This window comes from Coleofasciculus sp. C1-SOL-03, from assembly GCF_040220555.1.
Lineage (GTDB): Bacteria > Cyanobacteriota > Cyanobacteriia > Cyanobacteriales > Coleofasciculaceae > Coleofasciculus.
This window is the reverse complement of record NZ_JAVJUO010000027.1, coordinates 97761-118413: the sequence shown is the minus strand read 5'-3', so window position 1 is coordinate 118413 and position 20653 is coordinate 97761. Positions and strand designations below refer to the sequence as shown.

The window sequence follows — 20653 nt, the reverse complement described above, 5'->3', positions numbered from 1 at the left end:
CTACGGGGATCAGATTAAAATTCTAGCAGAGAAGGGATATAATCCTGATGGGTGTACCTAGTTGGGTACATAAAAGTGTGTGAGTGTGAGTGTGTGAGTGAAAAACTCAATGAGTGAAATTGCGATTTCTCTAAAGAACATTTCTAAGTGCTTTAAGCGCTATCATCATCCTATTGATCGACTTAAGGAGATTTTACTTCCCGGAAAAAGTAGAGCGGATCAGTTTTGGGCATTACGAGATATTAACTTAGAAATTCCCAAGGGGCAAACCTTTGGGATTGTCGGACCTAATGGCTCCGGAAAAAGTACCCTCCTACAAATTATTGCGGGAACTCTGACGCCAACCAGTGGCGAAGTTGTTGTCAATGGTAGGATTTCCGCTTTATTAGAGTTGGGAAGTGGATTTAATCCAGAGTTTACCGGACGGCAAAATGTATTTTTTAATGGACGACTTTTAGGGTTAAGTAAGCAAGAGATTGAAGATAAATTTGAACACATTACTGATTTTGCCGATATTGGTGACTTTATCGACCAACCTGTAAAGACTTACTCCAGCGGCATGTATGTTAGGCTGGCATTTGCGGTGGCAATTAATGTCGATCCTGACATCCTTATTGTTGATGAAGCGCTCTCTGTGGGTGATGCTAAGTTTCAATTAAAATGCTTTCTTAAGCTCAAAGAATTGCAAGAAAAGGGAGTCACTGTTCTGTTTGTTTCTCATGACAGTAATTCCATTAAGCGATACTGTCAAAAAGCTATGCTATTAAGTCAAGGTCAAAAAATCATAGAAGCCTTTCCCAATATTGTAATAAATCACTACACAAGGCTTTTATTCCCCGAAGATGAAAGAACAACTGTTTTGACCTATCAACAGGAGCTAGCATCCAGTTTAAGCACCTTATCGGAACAGCGGAGACCATTAGAATATCGATATGGTAGTCATCAAGGCGAAATTCAGGACATACACATCGAAAATAGTGAAGGGAAAGAAACATTGACCTTTACGTCTTGTGAAAGGATGATTGCCAGAGTAACTATTCTAGTTAAAGATTTAGTGGTAAATTCCTTATTTGCTATGACGCTGAAAGATGCTAAAGGTGAAGATATATACGTTACCAATACCTATCTTAAGAATATAAAAATACCAAAAATCAATTCTGGCAGCTTAGTTAATATCACCTTTGATCAGTACCTGATGGTCGGTACAGGAGACTATTTCCTTTCATTTGGTTTTGTGTCTTTGCAAGAGGGTAAAATTATTCCAATTGATAGAAGATATGATGTAATTCATTTGAAAATCATGCCATTATCTAATGATATGAGTCAGGGTGTCGTCAATCTTAATAGTAAAATTTATGTAGAAATTGAACAATCGGATTGTATTATTGCCAAATAACAACGCGACTAGAATGCTAATGCAATACCCAAAAGATTTTTCTAAAAAGCATGATTCAAAGATATGGCTATCCAATCAAGAAGGATTTGAACTCACATATTCTGATGGACTAGAGGAAGAAATCTACATAGAAAACTGCTTACAGCAAGCTTCAGATTTGAGTTCATCTTCTACAGAACTAGCAAGCTGCATAAGCAATTGGTCATCTGAGTATCATTTAAGTCCTAAACGCAGTACTTTGCTGCGCCCATTAAAGTTAGAACCCAGTCAGTCTGTATTAGAATTGGGAGCGGGTTGTGGTGCGATTACTCGATACTTGGGTGAAACTGTTTCTCAGGTTATTGCTGTAGAAGGTAGCAGAAAACGAGCAGAAATTGCTGCTTTGCGATGCCGAGATTTGGATAATGTTCAGGTTGTTGTGGCTAACTTTCAGAATCTGGAATTTGCCGAGAAATTTGATATCGTTACTTTAATTGGAGTCGTTGAATATAGTGGGTTATACCTTCAGTCACACAATCCTTATCAGCAGACTCTGGAGATAGCCAAGCGTTATTTAAAAGATGACGGTATTTTGCTTTTAGCCATAGAAAATAAACTAGGACTTAAATATTTTGCTGGATGCTCAGAAGATCACACAGGTGTGCCGTTTGATGGTATAGAAGGATATGTCAGACAGCAAAACGTGAAAACGTTTGGCAAAAAAGAGTTAGAGAATCTACTTAAGTCAGCAGGCTTTGAAAGTTTTCAGTTTTTGTATCCATTTCCTGATTATAAACTGCCTAATGTGGTGCTTCGTCTCGATGAACAGGATGAGTATCAGCAGCACTATAATCCTTTTCTCTATCAATGGTTGGGGTACAAAAACTCAAGAGACTATTATCGCCAAAAACTAGAAAGTTTTAATGAGTTTTTGGTGGCTAAACAAATAGAGACAAATGGTTTATTACCTCAAATGAGTAACTCATTTTTAGTTTTGGCAGGTACATCCTCAGAAACTATTGATAAGTATCTATACTCAGATGTAATTGCCTACAAGTGTAGTGTGACGCGACAAAAACCCTATATGACTCAGGTGAGTTTGCGGGAAGGAAGTGGGGATTCACTATGGGTAAAGCGTGAACCACTTCATCCAGCACTAGTGGCTGTACCCCAAGAAATAAATAATGATTTGAAGCACTACCCTAGTGAAACAACTGAGTTTGTTCAGGGGGTAACGCTAATGGAGTTGTTGATTCAATCTGTAATGTCTAATCAGCTACAAGTTGAGCAATCTTTGAAGTGTATTCTAAAAAGATGGCACGAGTTTTTGCTTCAAGAAGCTCAACGGCTAACTCAGAGTGAAACAGATTTACCGGGCTTATATATAGATAGCACACCTTGGAACTTGATAGTGGATCAAAATGACACAGTTATTTATGTAGATAGGGAGTGGGATTACGGTAAAACTATACCGATTAATTTTATTATTTTTAGAGGTTTGATTTATGTTTTTCAGGAAATATATCCCTGGATAGATAATGCTTTAGATAGTTTTATTGAAGATAATAATTTTGCCGAATTCTTGGAATTTTGTCTAAATTTACTAGGTTTAAGAATAGAGCCAAAAGAGCAAGCCTGTTTTTTAGAAATAGAATTTTATTTACAAAAACAAACAACTTATATAGCTTCAATGGACTTTGATAGTTATTTAAAAATTATCAACACGCCTCCGACAGCCTATTTGATTTCCAAAAAGCTAGACCGATTAGAAGCCAAACTCCAAACCACTCAGATTCAACTTCAAACCACTCAGGAAGAAGTGCAACATATCTCTATTAGATGGCAACACAGCCAAGCTAGAATTGAAGCCATGGAAAGCAGTAAATTTTGGAAATTGCGGCAACTGTGGTTTCGATTTAAACCCAAAATTGGCTTATCAGTAGATGAGTGAGACAGAAGTGTTGCAATTTGAACGCCAACAGACTAAAACTGAACTAAAACTCCTGCGAATTTACCCCTAACGAATTAAAGTGAATCTAGACGTTATGCCAACCCAACAAACGCCGACTGACTTGAATCGCCTCCAAGTTCAACTGCAACAAACTCAAGCTGAGCTGGAACTCACCAAAAGCCAACTGCAACAAACTCAAGCTGATTTAATACAAGCTAAGGCTACTATCATAGCCATGGAAAGTAGCAAGTTTTGGAAATTGCGGAAAGTATGGTTTAGTCTGAAACAAACGTTAGGGTTAACCAATCCAGCTACGGCTACAGCCCTAGAAAGGCTTAAGTTTTGGCAGCAGACGGCGTGGCGATCGCCACAGGGAGGGCAATTAGCAGGAGAACCCCCCATTCCTCCTCCCCACTTGATCCATTTCGTTACAGGTTCCTATGACGCCTCCTGGTTTCTTAAGTCAGGAGCCTTAGCTGCCCAAAGCATACGGGATACCTTAGAGAAAAACGGACTCCAGATTGAGAACTTTAGCTCAATTCTGGATTTTGGTTGCGGCGTGGGAAGAGCGATCCGCTACTGGAACAGGTTAGAAAAAACCGCTGTATACGGTACGGACTATAATCCCGATTTAATTGAGTGGTGCAAGAAAAATTTAACCTTTGCCCACTTTCAAACGAATAATCTTGTTGGCAAGCTTGAATACGAAAATGAGCAGTTTGATTTCATCTATGCTTTGTCAGTGTTTACTCATCTAACTGAAGCTAATCAGTTTTTTTGGATAGAGGAACTGACCCGAATCTTACAACCAGGGGGCTACCTTCTGATCACCACCCATGGAGAGCAGTGTACTTCCCATCTATTTCCAGAGGGGCGGGAACTGTTTAATCAGGGGCAATTAGTAGTCTATGGAGGAGAACAAGAAGGTACAAATGTATGTGCGGCGTTTCATCCACAGAGGTATGTACGGGAAAAGCTAGCTAAAAATCTAATCGTAGTGGATTTTATTCCAGCAGGCGCTTTAGGCAATCCGCCGCAAGATGTTTACTTGTTGAAAAAACCTTTAGCTGATTAGAAAGGCAAGTATCTGGTTAGTAATTATTCAGCTAAGGAAAGCAGTCAGTGTTGAAAACGTGATCAAGTACCAGCACCCCTCGGAAACCACTATCTATTCTGATGATCGCCCTCTTCTTGCCACACCTGAGGGGGGCAAAATCGCACTGGATGCTGTTTTATTTTCTCTATGGCAGCAAGCGAAGGATCGCGAGTTAGACGAGATTGTCGCTAATTTTCAAGCTCAAGGAGCCACATCCAACGCTATTAGTGCGGCACTAGCCTGCTTAGCGGAAGCGGGACTGCTGATCAGACCAGCCCCACCGGAACCTCAGCCACTAAAATCCTTTTCAGGGGCTTTAGTTTCTGCCATAATCGTGAGCTACAATAGCCGGGATTGGTTGGACGATTGCCTTCAGTCTCTTTTTTCTCAGACCTATTCGCCCCTAGAAATTATTGTGGTAGATAATGGCTCGGCTGATGACTCAGTAGAGTGGTTAAAAGCCAATTATCCCGATGTCAAACGTTTAGGTATAGAAAAAGCTCGCTCACTAGCCTATGCGCTTAATCAAGGAGTGGCTGTAGCAGAGGGAGCCTACTTTCTGGTTTTAAACCCAGACATCAAGCTAGAATCTGATGCTGTGGCGCAGATGGTTGCTGTGGCAGAAAGTGACCCCTGCTGTGCGGCTGTCGCTGCCAAACTTAAGTTTTGGTGGGCGCCTGCTTTTCTCAATGGCTTGGGGAACCGAGTGGAAGCGTTTTCCTGGGGAACAGATAATGCCATAGGACATCTAGATTTGGGTCAATTTGACGATTGGCATGAAGTTCCCTCCGCCTGTTTCGCGGCTACCCTGATTCCCTGTTCCGCCTGGGATGCTGTCGGTTCGGTGGATGAAGCGTTTCCGCTTTACTACGAAGACAGTGAATGGTCCTATCGGGCAAGATTGTTAGGCTACACGGTGCGTGCTGCTCCCCAAGCGGTCGTTTATCATGCTTTTGGCAGTAAAGTTCCTTCCGGTGAAGACAATGGGTTAACAGCTCGTAAACTGCGTCGGGTCGTACATGGTCGCTTGCGCTTTGCGGGAAAGATTTTAGAGGTTCCTTACCTGAGAAAATTTTTCCGCAACTATATAGTAGAAGATTGGGTCAACTTTTCGCGATCGCTATACCAGCGTCAGTGGTCTACGGCTTTGGCGTATCTCGCTGGCTGGTGGGATTTTTGCCAGAACCTGCCCATGCTGTTCCCTGAACGGCGAAGGTTGCAGGCGCGTCGTTCTCGTGGCGATGACGAATTATTCGCTTTACAAGACGGTATGCCCTCTGGACTCGTCTGGCAAGGGTTGCCAGAACTCACCTGGGATTCGATACTGTATCATTACTTACCCCTGTTGCGATCGCACCAGACACGACCCATGCCAGAATTTGAAGCTTGCCAACGCCGCCCTCATTTACTGATTGTCAGTAATGATGTGGTCAATACCAAAATGGCGGGTCCGGGAATGCGTTATTTAGAGATGGCGCGTGCCTTAAGCAGCGATATGGACGTAACCCTCGCTGTCCCCTCTGACACTGACTTGGACGTTCCGGAGCTGCGTTTAGTCCGTTACTGGTTGGAGCGTCCAGGAAGTTTACACCTGCTGGTAGAAAACAGCGATGTGGCATTAGTTTCTGGCTACATGATCGAACAATTCCCGTTTCTCCAACTCACTCAGACTCGCATCGTTGTGGATCTTTATGATCCGTTTATCCTAGAAAACTTCCACTACCATCTCAACGAACCGATTGCCGTCCAGGAAAGCTTCAATCAAAAAGCCGTAGATATTACCAATAGTTTAGCCCGCTTAGGCGATTTTTTTATTTGTGGCAGCGATCGCCAACGGGATTTCTGGATGGGTACATTAGCATCGAATGGACGTATTAATCCCCATACGTTTGCCCAAGATCCGACGCTGCGCTCCTTGATTGATGTTGTCGGCATCGGCTTTCCCCACCAAGAACCGCGATCAACTCCCATGCTACGTGGCATACACCCCGCATTCCCAGAGGATGCCCAAATTGTATTGTGGTGGGGCGGAATTTGGGATTGGCTAGACCCCCTAACTTTAGTCAAGGCTTGGACTCAAGTGGTGGCAAAGCATCCCAAAGCCAGGTTGGTTTTTGTCGGCACACGCCATCCCAATCCTCTAGTACCACGCCATAAAATGGTCGATCAGACACTTGCTTTGGCGACTGAAATTGGTGAAAAAGAGCGTACAATTTTCTTCTATGAGTGGTTAGCTTATGATCAGCGAGAAGCGTTATTGTGTGAGGCAGATATTGGTGTGACACTTCATCCCCCCTACGTGGAAACCCGCTATTCAATTCGGACTCGGATCTTGGATTATCTCTGGGCACGTTTACCTGTCCTGGTCAGTGAGGGTGACGTAACCAGTGAATGGATCAGCCAATACGGTGTGGGGCAAGTCGTGCCTCCTTTGGATGTGGAAGCACTAGCACAGGCATTAACAGAAATGTTAGACAAACCCAAATCAAGCTGGGCTTCAGCCTATGAACCTTTCCGAGACTCGTTTTGTTGGTCACAAGTCGTCGAACCCCTTCGTCGCTATTGCTGGCAAGGAGAACAAGCTCCTGATCGCCATTTGCGTAACCTATCCGTAACCCTGCCAACAGCGGCACTTAGACGGGGAAGGGTGGCGCGTGCGATCGAAATTTGGCGCACGGATGGTCTTCAAGTTCTCCTATTTCGACTCCGGCAAAAACTTCAGCAGAAGCTGGTACGCCTGTAGGGTAAAGAACTGTAACTGAATTCCTGGACATAGGAAAAATAAAAGATTGATTGACGGAATGACGCAAGCTATCAAGGATGTACAGTGATGCTGTTAGGGCTCAAAACTGAATTGAAGTTGAACAACAAGCAGCGAACCGCATTAGCCAAGCACGCAGGCGTTGCCCGTCATGCTTGGAACTGGGGGCTAGGTTTGACCAAACAGATACTTGACCACAATCAGGATAATCCATCTGATCAAATCAAATTTCCCACTGGGATTGATCTGCACAAGTGGCTGGTAGCGCTGGTCAAGCCGGAATGTCCTTGGTACTATGAGGTGAGCAAATGCGCTCCGCAGTACGCACTCAGGCAATTAGTTGAAGCCTGGAAACGGGCATTCAAGAAAACAAGCAAGCCACCTCGGTTCAAGAAAAAGGGGCGGGGTGATAGCTTCACCCTAGATGGTTCAATCAAACTTGACCATTTTCAAATCAGAGTCCCGGTCATTGGTTGGCTGAGGACGTATGAACAATTACCCATTTGTTTTCAGCCCAAATCTGTTACCCTATCCAGAACGGCTGACCGATGGTTTATCAGCTTCAAGCTGGAATATGATCCAGTCAACCGCCCCAAGCCCCACCCTGTAGTGGGAGTCGATTTAGGTATAAAAGCGCTAGCCGTCTTATCTACAGGTATCGTGGTCGAAGGCGCTAAGAGTTATCGGAAGTACTCCAAAAAACTCTCACGTATGCAATGGCTAAACCGTCATAAACAAATTGGTTCAACTAACTGGAAGTCTTCCCAAATCAAGATAGCTAGACTCCATCGAAAAATAGCTAACATTCGCAAAGATACATTACACAAGCTCACGTCCTATTTAGCCCAAAACCACAGCCGGATAGGAATAGAGAACCTCAATGTGTCCGGCATGATGGCTAATCATAAATTAGCTAAAGCCATTCAGGATATGGGATTTGGGGAATTCAAACGCCAGTTAGAGTACAAGTGCCAATTGTACGGGTCAACCTTAATCGTGGTTGACAGATGGTATCCTTCGACTAAAACCTGTTCAAGATGCCACACCGAAAAGGATGAAATGCCCTTATCTGAGAGAGTTTTCCGCTGTGACAACTGTGGGTTTGAGTGCGACCGAGATTTGAACGCATCGCTCAATTTAGAGCAAGCCGCCAGTTAGGTGGTGTTAGCCTGTGGACTGGTTAAGTGCCGTCACTGCCAGGATGAAGCAGGAAGTAAGTTCCAAGGATGTCCATTCGTGGGTAACTTTGGGTAGGTCTTATGTAACGGTTTATGAAGATATTACATATTACTCAAGGTTATTCCCCAGCCATTGGCGGTACTGAATGGCTGATCCAGCGTGTTTCGGAAGAGTTGGTTCAGCAATTTGGTGACGAGGTAACTGTTTTTACGACGAATCGCTATAACGGAGAGGGTTTCTTTAATCCAAAGTTACCCCGTATGCCCATAGGCTGGGAGAAAATTAATGGGGTAAACGTCAGGCGCTTTCCCGTTTACAGCCACATCAGCCAGATGTTTCGACGACCTCAGGCATTGGCGTATCGTCTGCGCTTACCCAAGAATGAGTATTTGCGGGCAATTTCTGGAGGACCGATCATTCCTGGGTTAAGGCAGGCTATTCGAGAATTTCCGGCTGACCTTATTGCTGCCTCTTCTTTTCCTTTATTACACATGTTTTCTGCTTTAGGCAGCGCTCAAGAAACTGGACGCCCTTGTGTCTTCTATGGCGGTTTACATCCGGAGGATGATTGGGGATATCAGCGTCCCATGATCTATCGTGCTATTGAACAGTCTACTGGTTATGTTGCGTATACAAAATTTGAAGCCGATTATGTAATTCAACAGGGGGCATCCCCAGAACGTGTATTCGTAGTAGGTCTGGGAGTAGATCCAGAACCCTTTGCACAAGTTTCCTCAGATGAAGCCAAACAGCGGCTGGGTTTTGACCATAAACCAGTAGTAGGGTTTATCGGTCAGTTGGGGGGTCATAAAGGCGTAGATACAATCTTGAAAGCGATGCCAATTGTATGGCAAGTTGTGCCTGATGCTCATCTATTAATTGCCGGGGCACGTACCATGTTTGCAGCGCGATTGGAGCAACTTATTCAATCCTGGTCTAAAGAGGAGCAAGATAAAATTACATTGCATTATAATTTCTCGAATGAAGAAAAACCTGCTTTGTTTGCCGCCGTCGATGTATTTGCTTATCCATCGGGTTACGAGTCTTTTGGGATAGCGTTTTTGGAAGCTTGGGCAGCTAATAAACCTGTAATTGGTTGCCGTAGAGGAGCCGTTCCCTGGGTCATTCAGGCAGGAAAAGATGGATTATTAGTGGATTATCAAAGCGAGCAAATGTTAGCCGAGGCAATCATCATGCTCTTAACTAATCCTGTCTGGGCAAACCAATTGGCAGAATTTGGGCGTCAGAAAGTACGTTCCCGCTATACTTGGTCAACCGTAGCTAAAAATTTCCGAGAAGTTTACGTTGAAGCCAGTAAGAGATCACAAAACCTAGTTAATTAATCTAATTGCAGTAATTAATGTCATGACTGAATTACAGGTGATTTTAGCCGAAGCATTTGTTGAAGTCCCACTATATAACCATAGCGGTTTTCCACAAAACTGCATAAGTCTGCTTCAGTCAGAGATATATGGATGCAGGCAAATACGCCATATCTAAATCAGGAGAATCCCATGGTTGACATACTCTTTGATGAAAGTGTTTACTTAGCCACTTACCCCGATGTTGCTGCTGCTGTGGCGGCTGGGTTTTTTGGCTCTGGGCGAGAACATTTTCTTAAACATGGTCTGGGCGAAGGTCGGGTGGCAATTTCGTCGTCTTATGATGAGCAAACCTATTTAGACGCTAACCCAGACGTGGCGGCGGCGGTGGCGGCTGGTGGTTTCAGCTCTGGACTGGAACACTATGCCTTTCACGGACAGTTCGAGAATCGGGCTGGAGTTGCTTCAGATGCAGTAGTACCGCCTGGTTCTTTCTCTATCTTTGACGAAAGTTTTTACCTGTCAATTTACCCAGATGTGGCGGCTGCGGTGGCGGCTGGTGGTTTCAGCTCTGGCTTTGACCATTTTCAGCAGTTTGGTTTACAGGAAGGTCGTATCAGCTCAACATTCTGGAATGAGGGAGCGTATTTAGCTGCCAATCCTGACGTGGCATCGGCTGTGGCTGGTGGAGCTTTTGGTTCCGGCTTGCATCACTTTGCCCTGCATGGACAGTTAGAGAATCGTCGTGGAGCCTTGCCAGGTGCTGTAGTACCGTTTGGTTTCAATGAAGAATTCTATCTCTTAGATAATCCCGATGTAGCCGCTGCCGTTAATGCTGGAGGATTTGGCTCAGGTTTGGAGCATTACAATGAATTTGGACAATTTGAAGGGCGACCAACAGTTTTTGGTGGAACTTCAGGCAGTGATTTGGTTGTTGGGTTTGGAGGTTTGGAGGATGGATTTAACGTAATTACAGGAGTTGCAGTTGAGCCGACAAGGGTGTTTGAAAATGGAGAATTCATCAGGGCAGATGTTAACTTTGTTAGTTTTGGAGTTGGCGAATTTGATACCCTTGTGGGTAGTGTAGGAGTAGATGTATTTGAACTAGGAGTACCTACTCTTATTGCCCCAACTGTTTTGTCAGAACCGTTTTATGTCGGTCGTGGCAATGCTGACTTCGCTACAATTAAGAACTTTAAAAGGGGTGAAGATATTATTACGTTAGCGGGTTCAATAAGTGATTACCGTTTTGATCCCTCTAACGGTAATTTCAACATTTTCTTCTCGGGAGATCTAGTTGGACGTGTTGAAGGTGTTACAGATTTGCTAGCATTGCCTTTTCCTGACGCACCTGGAGCACTTATACTCATTTAATGCCTGATTCAGTTGCATAGAAGCTATTTTAGCTTCTACCTTAATGTAAGTTCTGTTAAGCCGAAGTTCTTCTGACCCGGAGAACTTCGGATTTTTCTAAGATTGATTGAACTCCAGTGATATCATATCCGGTCAAACACCCCTCAATTACCAGTTGCTGCTGCACGACTATCTTAACCAGTTCTGAGCGGGGCAACTGTGGCAGACGCTCTAAATCTAAATCTAAATCTAAATCTAAATCTATTTCTGGCTTCATGGCAGTAGCATAACTCTCGACTTGATTAAAGCACATTTTTTGGTGCTTTGATTCAATGATTGCTCCAATTCCACGCTTAGGGCGGACAGTGAGGCGAAAGTCGGGACTCCCGCCAGAAGTTGACATTGGACAGAAATTTACGGTAGAATTCGGATTAATTATTTGTTCAATCAGTAATCAGGGGGTTAGCCAGACATTTGATTATTGTTTTTATTGTATTTATCAATACTATAAATAATCTTGCATCATTTTATTAAATTCCCTAAGACAGATTTCCATTAAAGCCATGAAAAAAATAAAAGAACCTTTATTAGAGCCGCTTTTGCGAGAGATGAGATTAAAAAGAGTAAAATATTATATTCCGAAATGCTCTACTTTACTAGATATTGGTTGTGGCAATTCAGCCGCTTTTTTAAGATCTATATCTAGTTACATAAGACATGGAATAGGTGTAGACTTTAAAGTGCAGTTCTCTCAATGGAAAAATATCACAACTAAACAAATAATACTAAGTGATTATTTGCCTTTTGAAAATTCGAGTTTTGATGTCGTTACAATGCTTGCTGTTTTGGAACATATTGAATATGAAAAGGAGATTTTGCAAGAAGTTTATCGAATTCTTATTCCCGGAGGTAAACTTATTATTACGGTTCCATCTATCTGGTCTCAACCCATACTAGAGTTTTTGGCTTATCGACTAAGGATAGTCAGTGAAGCAGAAATTCGAGACCATAAAAGATACTATACTCGTCAGCTTCTTGAAAAACTTTTGATAGATGAAATTGGATTCCAAAATTTTCATCACCAATACTTTCAATTGGGGATGAATAATTTCTGTACTGTAACTAAGGGTAAGTAACTATTTCAACATGAAACTATCAGTTGTCATACCTTGCTATAACGAACTAGGAACAATTTGCCAAGTGGTTGAAGCCGTAAAAGCAGCTCCCGTTATAGATATAGAAATTATCATAGTTGACGACTGTTCAAAAGACGGTACACGAGAACTCCTACAATCAAGAATAGAAGCACAGGTTGACCAGGTCATTTATCATCGGAAAAATCAAGGTAAAGGAGCCGCTTTACGGAGCGGATTTGCCGCTGCAACGGGAGACATTGTGATTGTCCAAGATGCCGATCTAGAATACGATCCTCAAGAATATCCTATCCTGATAGATCCTATCCTTAAGAAGAAAGCAGATGTTGTTTTTGGCTCGCGCTTTCAAGGAGGTAGACCTCACCGAGTTGTATATTATTGGCACATGGTAGGTAATAAGTTTTTAACCACCTTTTCTAATATGCTCACGAATATAAATCTAACCGATATGGAAACTTGCTATAAGGCATTTCGACGAGAGATTATTCAATCAATCAAAATTCAAGAAAATCGATTTGGCTTTGAACCCGAAATAACAGCCAAGGTAGCGAAAATGAATTGTCGCATTTATGAAGTTGGTATATCCTATTATGGTCGTACCTATAAAGAAGGAAAAAAAATCGGGTGGAAAGATGGAATTATAGCTATATTTTGTATTTTAAAGTACAATATTTAATGATCAATATTTTTATTCTATGCTGTGCTATTTGAATTTAAATGTTTGTAATTTGTCTATAATTTTATTCAATAAATTAATGAAATTTAAATTCAACTGGAATACGTTTACACCAAAAGTCAAATGCCTGCTTGTTTTTTTGATTAGTTTTACAGTTTACTTGATAAATGATCGAACTATTGCCGCAGGTGATACAGTTTCTAACTCGCTTTTAATATTTAATTTTTTAGAAAATAAAACGTTAAATTTTGATTCATTTAGTACAAGTTATTTTGCCAGTGATTCTTGTTTAGAGTGTTTTTTTAGAGAATCCCCTAACGGACATTTAACATCTGTTTATCCTATAGGTACGGCAATTTTAACGTCGCCTATATACTTGATTTTTTATGGTTTTTTAAAGGTGTTTAACATTCCAGTTGAATTAACTCATGCCGATTTTGAACCCTATAGATTATTTTTTGAAAAGCTGGCAGCAACCCTAGTAACGTCAACGTCTGTTGTTATGTTTTACTTAGCCTCAAAATCGAAATTCAGCGATAAAATCTCAGTTACTTCAACTTTTATATTTGCTTTCACCACAAATACATGGATGACAAGTTCACAAGGGTTATGGCAACATGGTTCATCTAATTTAGCGGTTATAATTATTATTTTATGTTTCCTCAAACTAAATCACACTAACGTTAAGAAAAATAAAATTTTATTTTTAATTGGCGCGGGTATTATGGGTGGATTGCTGCCTATAATTCGTCCAACAAGCACATTGTTTTTAATTGCAGCTTTGGTTTATTGTTTAGTAATAAATAAATATAAATCTGTTTTTTTTATAGTAGGAATGCTGTCCATATTGCCAGGTTTAATGTGGAATTTTTATTATTTTGGCAACTTAACAGGAGGATACTCAAATATTGGTCAATCTTACTATTCATTTACCCTAAATACTTTTTTAGAGTCTTCATTAGGTACTTTACTAAGCCCCAGTCGGGGTGTTTTATTTTTTTCTCCAATCCTAATATACTCTTTGGTCGGAGCTTATAAAGTATTTCAACTGAGATTTAGGAAAGATGAGCAATTAATCCTGTGTATGACTACTGCTGTTATCCTGTTATTTTTAAATTACTGTTTCTATACCGTTTGGTGGGCTGGACATAGTTATGGGCCAAGATTCATGACAGATATTATGCCTGTTGCCTGCTATCTGATGAATTACTCTCTAGGTAATGTAACAAACAGACTTTTTTCCCATAAACCCAAAAACGTTAGTTCTTTTGTATTTTTATCACTTCTGATGTTTTCTTTGTTTACTCAGGTAGTAGGAGCATTTGGCAATAGGGGTGTGTATTGGAATGGTTCTCCTCTTAATGTAGATGTTTATAGGTCTAGACTCTGGCAATTAAAAGATAATCAGATAGAGAGACACTCAAAAGCATTATTTTACAGGATATTTTCTCCTCCTGTAGAGAGTAAAAAATATATTAATGGTCTTAGTGGGACTATAGAGTCGGTAACCTTTGCTAATCAAAAAAATACAAATAAAAAGTTGCAATTGCCAGCCCATTCCGGATTTTTACTAAAAGCTCAAGTTAAAAATACAGGTTTGTCACAATGGTTTGGTTATCAGTCGGCGATTTATAAAGGAGAAATTCGCGTCAAAGTTAGTTTTTACAATACACAAGAAAATTTAGTCAAAGAAAGCGATTTATATGTATCTGGTCGCATAAGTAAAGGCGAGACAACACAGGCAATTGGAACGGTTGTTAGTCCTGATCAACCAGGAGTATACGATATGATTCTTGAACTCGTCTCTCATAATAATGTTGATTTTCCGGAAAATTCCCATAATCCATATAAGTTGCAAATTATAGTTAAATAAATTATAAAATTTATGATTGATTGTGCTTATTACTTTCACTTTATGTGATTTACTTCCTTACAGTTAACTACTATTCAACCTCGCTAATTGAGCAACTTATCCGTTCAATTCCAACTAACCTAGACATTCCTTACAAAATTGTCATCGTTAATAACTCAATCCATGACCAAACGCTTCAACAACTTCAGACGCCATCCCTCCAGATTCTGCAAGCCCCAACTAACTTGGGTTTCGGCAAAGCTTGTAATCTGGGACTACACTGGATCTATTCTCAAAACGCCAATGCAATAGTCTGGATTATCAACCCTGACACCTATCTGCCCGAAAATACCCTGGAAAAAGTCCCTATTTTCTTTCAAGCCCATCCCGACGTTTCCATTCTCGGCACCCTCATTTATACCCCTACTGGCGATATCTGGTTCGCTGGCGGTCGATTTGTGCCTCAACGTGGTGCTATTGTTTCCCTAGACTTACTGTCCTGTGATCCAGAAGCCTCTTATATACCCTGTGACTGGGTGAGTGGCTGTAGCTTACTTCTCAACCTGCGCCACTTTCCAACGTGCCCCCAGTTTGATCCGGCTTACTTTCTTTACTATGAAGACTTCGACTTCTGTCGCCGTTATGCCATGCAGGGTCATCAAATTGCCATTACCACTCAACTCGCAGTCATTCACCAACCCTCATCAATTACAAATCGCCATATCGCTCAAAAATATAAGCATAGCACCTACAGCTACTTACTCACTTTAGAACGGTACACCAGCAAATGGATTTTGCTGATGCGATTTGGACGCCTTCTCTTCCATGCCTTTATCTTACTCGTTCTCAAACCTAAAACGGCGTTTGGTAAACTAGCGGGCATAGTCTCCTATCTGAAGCGAGTGCTGTCAGTAAAAGCGTAGTGGTGTGATGAGTGAAATGGCGATTTCCCTAACCAATGTATCCAAGTGCTATAAGCGCTATAATCGTCCCCTAGACAGACTTAAAGAAATAGTACTGCCAGGAAAACGTCGCGCCCAAGAGTTTTGGGCATTGCGCGATATTAACCTAGAGGTTGACCAAGGTGAGACTCTAGGTATTGTCGGACAAAATGGTTCAGGGAAAAGTACCCTGTTGCAGATTATCGCCGGAACGCTGACACCAACCACAGGTGAGGTGTGGGTTAAGGGTCGAGTTTCCGCCTTATTGGAACTCGGAAGTGGGTTCAACCCAGAATTTACCGGGCGTCAAAATGTTTTGTTTAATGGTCAAATTCTGGGATTAAGTCAAGCAGAGATAGCCGCGAAGTTTGATAGGATTGCGGCTTTTGCTGACATTGGTGATTTTCTCGACCAACCCGTTAAAACCTATTCCAGTGGAATGGTTGTCCGGTTAGCGTTTGCTGTGGTGGCGAATATCGATCCCACGATATTAATTGTAGATGAAGCCTTAGCCGTTGGTGATGCCCGGTTCCAGGCGCGTTGTATGAAGCGAATTCGCCAGCTTAAACAGCAAGGGGTAACCATTCTGTTTGTCTCCCACGATTCAGCTAGCGTGAAAATGCTCTGCACTCGCGCCGCCCTGATGAATTATGGTTCCATCATTGAGGTGGGTCAGCCTAAAGGAGTTATTGATCATTATACAGCGCTATTGAGTTCAGACAACCCACGCCATAATCCAGAAAGTCTTTCGCCGACAGAAAGACTCGAGTTGAATCATCGCCAAGCTGAAACTCAGTCAAACCCGAAACTACAGGAACACAGACATGGTAACCGACTCGCTGTAATCCATGAGGTGAAGATTGCCAATATCTCTAACCAAACGGTAGACATTATCGAAACGGGTTCTTGGTTTCAGATCCTGGTTAAATTAAAGGTTAACACCAAACTATCCGATCTGGTTATTGGTATCTCTATTAGAAACTTGATGGGGTTGGTAATGTATGGCACAAATACCAAATTAATGAACTGTCAATTGCCAGAGATTGACAGGGGACAGGAATTGACGGTAGGATTTCAGCTTCCCTGTTACTTACACAAGGGAGTTTATACGGTAACCGTAGGGGTTCATTCGGAAGAAGGAGTCAGTTATGACTGGATTGATGATTTAGTCGTGTTTGAAGTCATCAATGGTAACCATTGTGAAGGGGTTATCGATTTGCAAGCTAATATTCAGGTTAAAGCCAATGCTGTTTTTTGTCTCTCTGATCAGTCGTAGGACTCAACTCAAAAATTACTGAAATCCCTGGATTAATATGATTGAAGCCAACAACCCGGAAATTGATGTTGATGAATTAATGGAGAAAGTGCGGCAAGAAGTAGCTAAACGCCAGAATAAACCCTTCGGTAAAGAAAAATTACCAGAAAAGCCAGGGGATAAAATTAGCCATTTTCTAATCAACCAAATACAGGCGTTACTCAATAATGCAGAATCTAAGTCTCAAATTCGCACCGAGTTTCCGGAAAAGCTGAATCGTTTTCCTTTTACGATCAGCCGACGGTTCCAAAAGTTTTCATTAAAACTCTATGGGTTTTTATTTAAAGAGCAACGTGCCGTCAATTTTTCTTTAATTCAAGCCTTGAAAGACTCTCTCGCGCTCAATCAACAGTTAATTGAACAAGTCACTGCCCTTCAAGCAAAAATAGATTTTATCGAGAAACAGCAAGAAAAACTAAACTTAATCGATGAACTCCAAGAAAAAGTAAAGCCAATTGATGAGCTACAAGAAAAAGTAAAGTCTATCGATGAGCTACAAGAAAAAGTAAAGCCAATCGATGAACTGCAAGAAAAAGTAAAATCTATCGATGAACGTCATATCAGAAACGACAGTTACTTCAAAAATGATTTAATTCTACAAAAGCGCCTGATTACCCTATTCTTAGACGAGGCACATCGGAGATTACCTGAACCCTTTGATCGAGAACAGCTACAAAGTTTTGTCCAGGAAAATCACCATTTACTCGATTCATTTTATGTGGCATTTGAAGATAAATTTCGGGGAAGCCGAGACGATATAGTTGACCGATTAAGGTTTTACTTACCGCGAATTGCCGAAGCTGAGATTGGCACACAAGACTCGCCGATTTTAGACGTAGGATGTGGGCGTGGGGAATGGTTGGAGTTGCTGGGTGACTCTGGATATACTGCAAAAGGCGTAGAAATTAATCGGGTTATGCTAGAGTTGTGTAAAAGTAGAAATCTTGATGTTATCGAAGCAGATGGATTGACGTATCTGAAATCTCAACCCGATGCTAGCCTGGGTGCGGTGATAGGGTTTCACTTGATTGAGCATTTACCTTTTCCCATTTTAATTAACCTGATTGAAGAAAGTGTCAGAGTATTAAAGCCCGGAGGATTAGTCCTCTTTGAAACCCCAAATCCCCAGAATGTATTAGTGGGAACACATAATTTTTACATCGATCCCAGTCATCTCAAACCCTTACCGAGTGCATTAGTTAAATTTATGCTAGAACATAGCGGATTCGCTCAAGTGGACATTATCAATCTCCATGCTTATGACGAATCGTTTAAACTCAGTGGTTCTCCAGTAGCCGAACGCTTTAATGACTATTTTTACGGTTCACAAGATTATGCAGTGATTGGGTACAAACCATGAAACCCCTGGCTATTGTAACGCCTTGGTTTGGTAAAAATCTAATGGGAGGAGCCGAGCAACAAGCTCGGCAAATAGCTACCCGTTTAGCACGTCGTGGTGATAAGGTTGAAGTGCTAACCACCTGCTGTCGTTCCTTTGATGATGACTGGGCGGTAAACCATCTCAAAGCCGGAGTCAGTCGGGAGGCGGGGTTACTCATTCGGCGGTTTCCAGTGACTCGTCGCGATCGCGCGGCGTTTGATCAGGTGAATCGGGTTATGCTAAGTTTACCCCCTTGCCACCTTAAACCAGGGGTTAATCCGGTTAAGTCTGGGGAATCAGCTATTTTCGCCTCGGAAAATATTAATTCCCCTAAGTTGCTGAATTATTTGTCCAAAAAAGCCCAACGCTATCAAGGGTTTCTATTTATTCCTTATCTGTATGGAATAATATTAAACGGACTGCCTATTGTGTCCAGTCAAGCGTTTTTGCAGCCCTGTCTGCATGATGAAGTTTATGCTTATCTGCCAGAAATTGCGACTATTTTTCATCAGGCAAAGGGTTTATTATTCAATAGCGACGGCGAAGCTGAACTGGCGAGACGGTTATATGGTTCCGGAATAATTCCTAAAAGTGTAGTCGTTGGGGAAGGCATAGAAGTTAGTCAGGATGCTCCTCAAACCTTAGCAGATAGGGGAAATAAAGAAAATCCAGAACGCTTTATTCTTTACTTAGGGCGTCGTGATCCCACAAAAAACACACATTTTTTAGTCAAGTCTTATCTCAGATTCAAAGCGAATTATCCCAATTCGACATTGAAATTAGTCCTGGCTGGTTCAGGTAATCAATCATTAGATCACTCAGAACAGGGTGTGATTGATTTGGGTGTAGTAGATGAACCCAAAAAAGCCGCATTACTCACCCACTGTATCGGATTATTTCAACCCAGCCGTAACGAAAGCTTCTCCCGTGTAATCATGGAAGCCTGGTTTTACGGGAAACCCGTGGCGGCGAATCGAGACTGTTTAGCAACAGCGATGGCGGTGGAAGCTAGTCAAGGGGGTTGGCTAGGGGGGAGTGAGGGAGAATGGGCAGAATTATTTGCCAAAATTGATCAGATGCCAGAGGAGGAACGGGTAAACTATGGGGCTAGGGGTCAAGCTTATGCCCAAGAGCATGCGGTATGGGATAAAGTGATTGAACGGTATCAAGTCGCCCTGGGATTATCTCAGCCAGTCAAACCGCTTCTACAGCCGACAAGACGGGGAAAACTAAAGCAAATCCATCAACTCCTTCCCAATCTAGCTTATGGGGATGCCATCTCAAATCAGGCACTCACCATTCGAGATTATCTGCGTCGCTGTGGTTATGATTCAGATATTTTTGTTCGCTATATCGATGAGCGAGTTGCCCATGAAGCCAAAATATTTAAGCCAAATCACATTAGCCCGCAAGCTGGGATCATCTACCACCATTCGATTGGCTCAGAACTCACCGACTATGCGATCGCCCATCCTGGTTCTAAGTGCTTAATCTATCATAATATCACGCCAGCGGAGTTTTTTCGCCCCTACAGACCCGAATTCGCTCAACTGCTGGAAAAGGGACGAACTCAACTGAAACAATTGGCTCAATCCTTTCCCTTATCCGTAGGCGATTCTGCCTATAATGCGGCGGAACTCACAGCGGTTGGGTTTCATCAGCCAGGGGTGTTGCCGATAATCGTAGACCCCAGCAAATGGGATATGCCTGCGGATGCTATGTTGATGGAGCAATTGCAGGATGGAAAATCCAATTTACTCTTTGTGGGTCGTATCAGCCCAAACAAATGCCAGATTCATCTAGTAGAATCATTCTACCATTACCTGACAATGGATCAAGAGGCGAGGCTAATTCTGGCGGGATGGGGAGATGTGAATGATCCCTATTACTGTCATCTTCTGAATAGAATACAAGAACTCGGTTTAAAGGATTATGTTTTAGTTTCAGGGTTAGTTAGTGAAACTCAATTGCTAGCATTTTACCGAACAGCACACCTATTCTGGTCGATGAGTGAACATGAAGGGTTTGGTGTACCATTCGTTGAAGCGATGTGGTTTGATAGTCCGGTTCTGGCGTATAAAAGTAGTGCTGTCCAGGAAACCTTGGGCGAAGCGGGAATTCTGTTTACCACTAAAGATGATCGGGTTCAGGTTGCTGCTTTAGCCAAGTTAATGGTCAAAGATTGGAGATTGCGAAAGACTGTACTCAACGCTCAACAGAAAAGACGAGATAGTTTTCTCCAAAATCAAGTGAATCAAAAGATACTTAATCTATGTGTTGAATTAGAAAATTTATAA

General features: G+C 42.0%; 15 protein-coding genes. 14 read left to right on the top strand and 1 reads right to left on the bottom strand.

Features of this window, described 5'->3' with window-relative positions; genetic code table 11:
• The first annotated feature begins 109 nt into the window (after nt 1–109).
• The 7 genes from RIE73_RS04670 to RIE73_RS04640 all read left to right on the top strand — a co-directional run bounded on the left by RIE73_RS04670 (nt 110) and on the right by RIE73_RS04640 (nt 11058).
• A complete protein-coding gene (locus RIE73_RS04670; RefSeq protein ID WP_446400086.1) occupies nt 110–1396 on the top strand; it encodes an ABC transporter ATP-binding protein in 1287 nt (428 codons plus the stop codon).
• Nucleotides 1397–1415: 19 nt separating this feature from the next.
• Nucleotides 1416–3326, top strand: coding sequence for a class I SAM-dependent methyltransferase (locus RIE73_RS04665; RefSeq protein WP_446400085.1), 1911 nt, complete (start codon nt 1416–1418; stop codon nt 3324–3326).
• 94 nt (nt 3327–3420) lie between these two features.
• Nucleotides 3421–4401: a class I SAM-dependent methyltransferase gene (locus tag RIE73_RS04660; protein WP_446400084.1), complete on the top strand. Its 981-nt coding sequence runs from the start codon at nt 3421–3423 to the stop codon at nt 4399–4401.
• 58 nt (nt 4402–4459) lie between these two features.
• Nucleotides 4460–7165: a glycosyltransferase gene (locus RIE73_RS04655; protein WP_446400083.1), complete on the top strand. Its 2706-nt coding sequence runs from the start codon at nt 4460–4462 to the stop codon at nt 7163–7165.
• An 87-nt stretch (nt 7166–7252) separates the two neighbouring features.
• A complete protein-coding gene (locus tag RIE73_RS04650; protein WP_446400082.1) occupies nt 7253–8341 on the top strand; it encodes an RNA-guided endonuclease InsQ/TnpB family protein in 1089 nt (362 codons plus the stop codon).
• A 113-nt stretch (nt 8342–8454) separates the two neighbouring features.
• The gene (locus RIE73_RS04645) at nt 8455–9705 is read left to right on the top strand and encodes a glycosyltransferase family 4 protein (protein ID WP_446400081.1); all 1251 of its coding nucleotides are present in this window, start codon (nt 8455–8457) and stop codon (nt 9703–9705) included.
• 132 nt (nt 9706–9837) lie between these two features.
• On the top strand, nt 9838–11058 hold the full coding sequence (locus RIE73_RS04640; protein WP_446400080.1) for a hypothetical protein: 1221 nt from the start codon (nt 9838–9840) through the stop codon (nt 11056–11058).
• 55 nt (nt 11059–11113) lie between these two features.
• Here the strand turns inward: RIE73_RS04640 and RIE73_RS04635 are convergent, their stop codons facing one another.
• Complete coding sequence (locus tag RIE73_RS04635; protein ID WP_446400079.1) at nt 11114–11440, bottom strand: hypothetical protein; 327 nt, start codon at nt 11438–11440, stop codon at nt 11114–11116.
• Nucleotides 11441–11600: 160 nt separating this feature from the next.
• Here RIE73_RS04635 and RIE73_RS04630 point away from each other — a divergent pair, with 160 nt between their 5' ends.
• The 7 genes from RIE73_RS04630 to RIE73_RS04600 all read left to right on the top strand — a co-directional run bounded on the left by RIE73_RS04630 (nt 11601) and on the right by RIE73_RS04600 (nt 20653).
• Complete coding sequence (locus RIE73_RS04630) at nt 11601–12173, top strand: class I SAM-dependent methyltransferase (protein WP_446400078.1); 573 nt, start codon at nt 11601–11603, stop codon at nt 12171–12173.
• A gap of 10 nt (nt 12174–12183) precedes the next feature.
• Nucleotides 12184–12867 carry a glycosyltransferase family 2 protein gene (locus RIE73_RS04625; RefSeq protein ID WP_446400077.1) on the top strand — a complete coding sequence of 228 codons (684 nt, stop codon included), beginning with the start codon at nt 12184–12186 and terminating at the stop codon, nt 12865–12867.
• Nucleotides 12868–12946: 79 nt separating this feature from the next.
• Nucleotides 12947–14740, top strand: coding sequence for a hypothetical protein (locus RIE73_RS04620; RefSeq protein WP_446400076.1), 1794 nt, complete (start codon nt 12947–12949; stop codon nt 14738–14740).
• A gap of 44 nt (nt 14741–14784) precedes the next feature.
• The gene (locus RIE73_RS04615; RefSeq protein ID WP_446400075.1) at nt 14785–15642 is read left to right on the top strand and encodes a glycosyltransferase family 2 protein; all 858 of its coding nucleotides are present in this window, start codon (nt 14785–14787) and stop codon (nt 15640–15642) included.
• A gap of 7 nt (nt 15643–15649) precedes the next feature.
• Entirely contained in the window at nt 15650–16936 is a 1287-nt protein-coding gene (locus RIE73_RS04610; protein ID WP_446400074.1) for an ABC transporter ATP-binding protein, read from the top strand.
• Nucleotides 16937–16973: 37 nt separating this feature from the next.
• Nucleotides 16974–18335 (top strand): methyltransferase domain-containing protein, encoded by a 1362-nt coding sequence (locus tag RIE73_RS04605; protein ID WP_446400073.1) that lies wholly within the window; start codon nt 16974–16976, stop codon nt 18333–18335.
• Nucleotides 18332–20653, top strand: coding sequence for a glycosyltransferase (locus RIE73_RS04600; RefSeq protein ID WP_446400072.1), 2322 nt, complete (start codon nt 18332–18334; stop codon nt 20651–20653). Before RIE73_RS04605 ends, RIE73_RS04600 begins: the two co-directional genes overlap by 4 nt.

Excerpts from the sequence above, each read along its gene's own strand:
- RIE73_RS04670 (WP_446400086.1), top strand. The coding sequence starts at position 110 with ATGAGTGAAATTGCGATTTCTCTAAAGAACATTTCTAAGTGCTTTAAG.
- RIE73_RS04665 (WP_446400085.1), top strand. The coding sequence starts at position 1,416 with ATGCAATACCCAAAAGATTTTTCTAAAAAGCATGATTCAAAGATATGG.
- RIE73_RS04660 (WP_446400084.1), top strand. The coding sequence starts at position 3,421 with ATGCCAACCCAACAAACGCCGACTGACTTGAATCGCCTCCAAGTTCAA.
- RIE73_RS04650 (WP_446400082.1), top strand. The coding sequence starts at position 7,253 with ATGCTGTTAGGGCTCAAAACTGAATTGAAGTTGAACAACAAGCAGCGA.
- RIE73_RS04645 (WP_446400081.1), top strand. The coding sequence starts at position 8,455 with ATGAAGATATTACATATTACTCAAGGTTATTCCCCAGCCATTGGCGGT.
- RIE73_RS04640 (WP_446400080.1), top strand. The coding sequence starts at position 9,838 with ATGCAGGCAAATACGCCATATCTAAATCAGGAGAATCCCATGGTTGAC.
- RIE73_RS04635 (WP_446400079.1), bottom strand. The coding sequence starts at position 11,440 with ATGTCAACTTCTGGCGGGAGTCCCGACTTTCGCCTCACTGTCCGCCCT.
- RIE73_RS04630 (WP_446400078.1), top strand. The coding sequence starts at position 11,601 with ATGAAAAAAATAAAAGAACCTTTATTAGAGCCGCTTTTGCGAGAGATG.
- RIE73_RS04625 (WP_446400077.1), top strand. The coding sequence starts at position 12,184 with ATGAAACTATCAGTTGTCATACCTTGCTATAACGAACTAGGAACAATT.
- RIE73_RS04620 (WP_446400076.1), top strand. The coding sequence starts at position 12,947 with ATGAAATTTAAATTCAACTGGAATACGTTTACACCAAAAGTCAAATGC.
- RIE73_RS04610 (WP_446400074.1), top strand. The coding sequence starts at position 15,650 with ATGAGTGAAATGGCGATTTCCCTAACCAATGTATCCAAGTGCTATAAG.
- RIE73_RS04605 (WP_446400073.1), top strand. The coding sequence starts at position 16,974 with ATGATTGAAGCCAACAACCCGGAAATTGATGTTGATGAATTAATGGAG.
- RIE73_RS04600 (WP_446400072.1), top strand. The coding sequence starts at position 18,332 with ATGAAACCCCTGGCTATTGTAACGCCTTGGTTTGGTAAAAATCTAATG.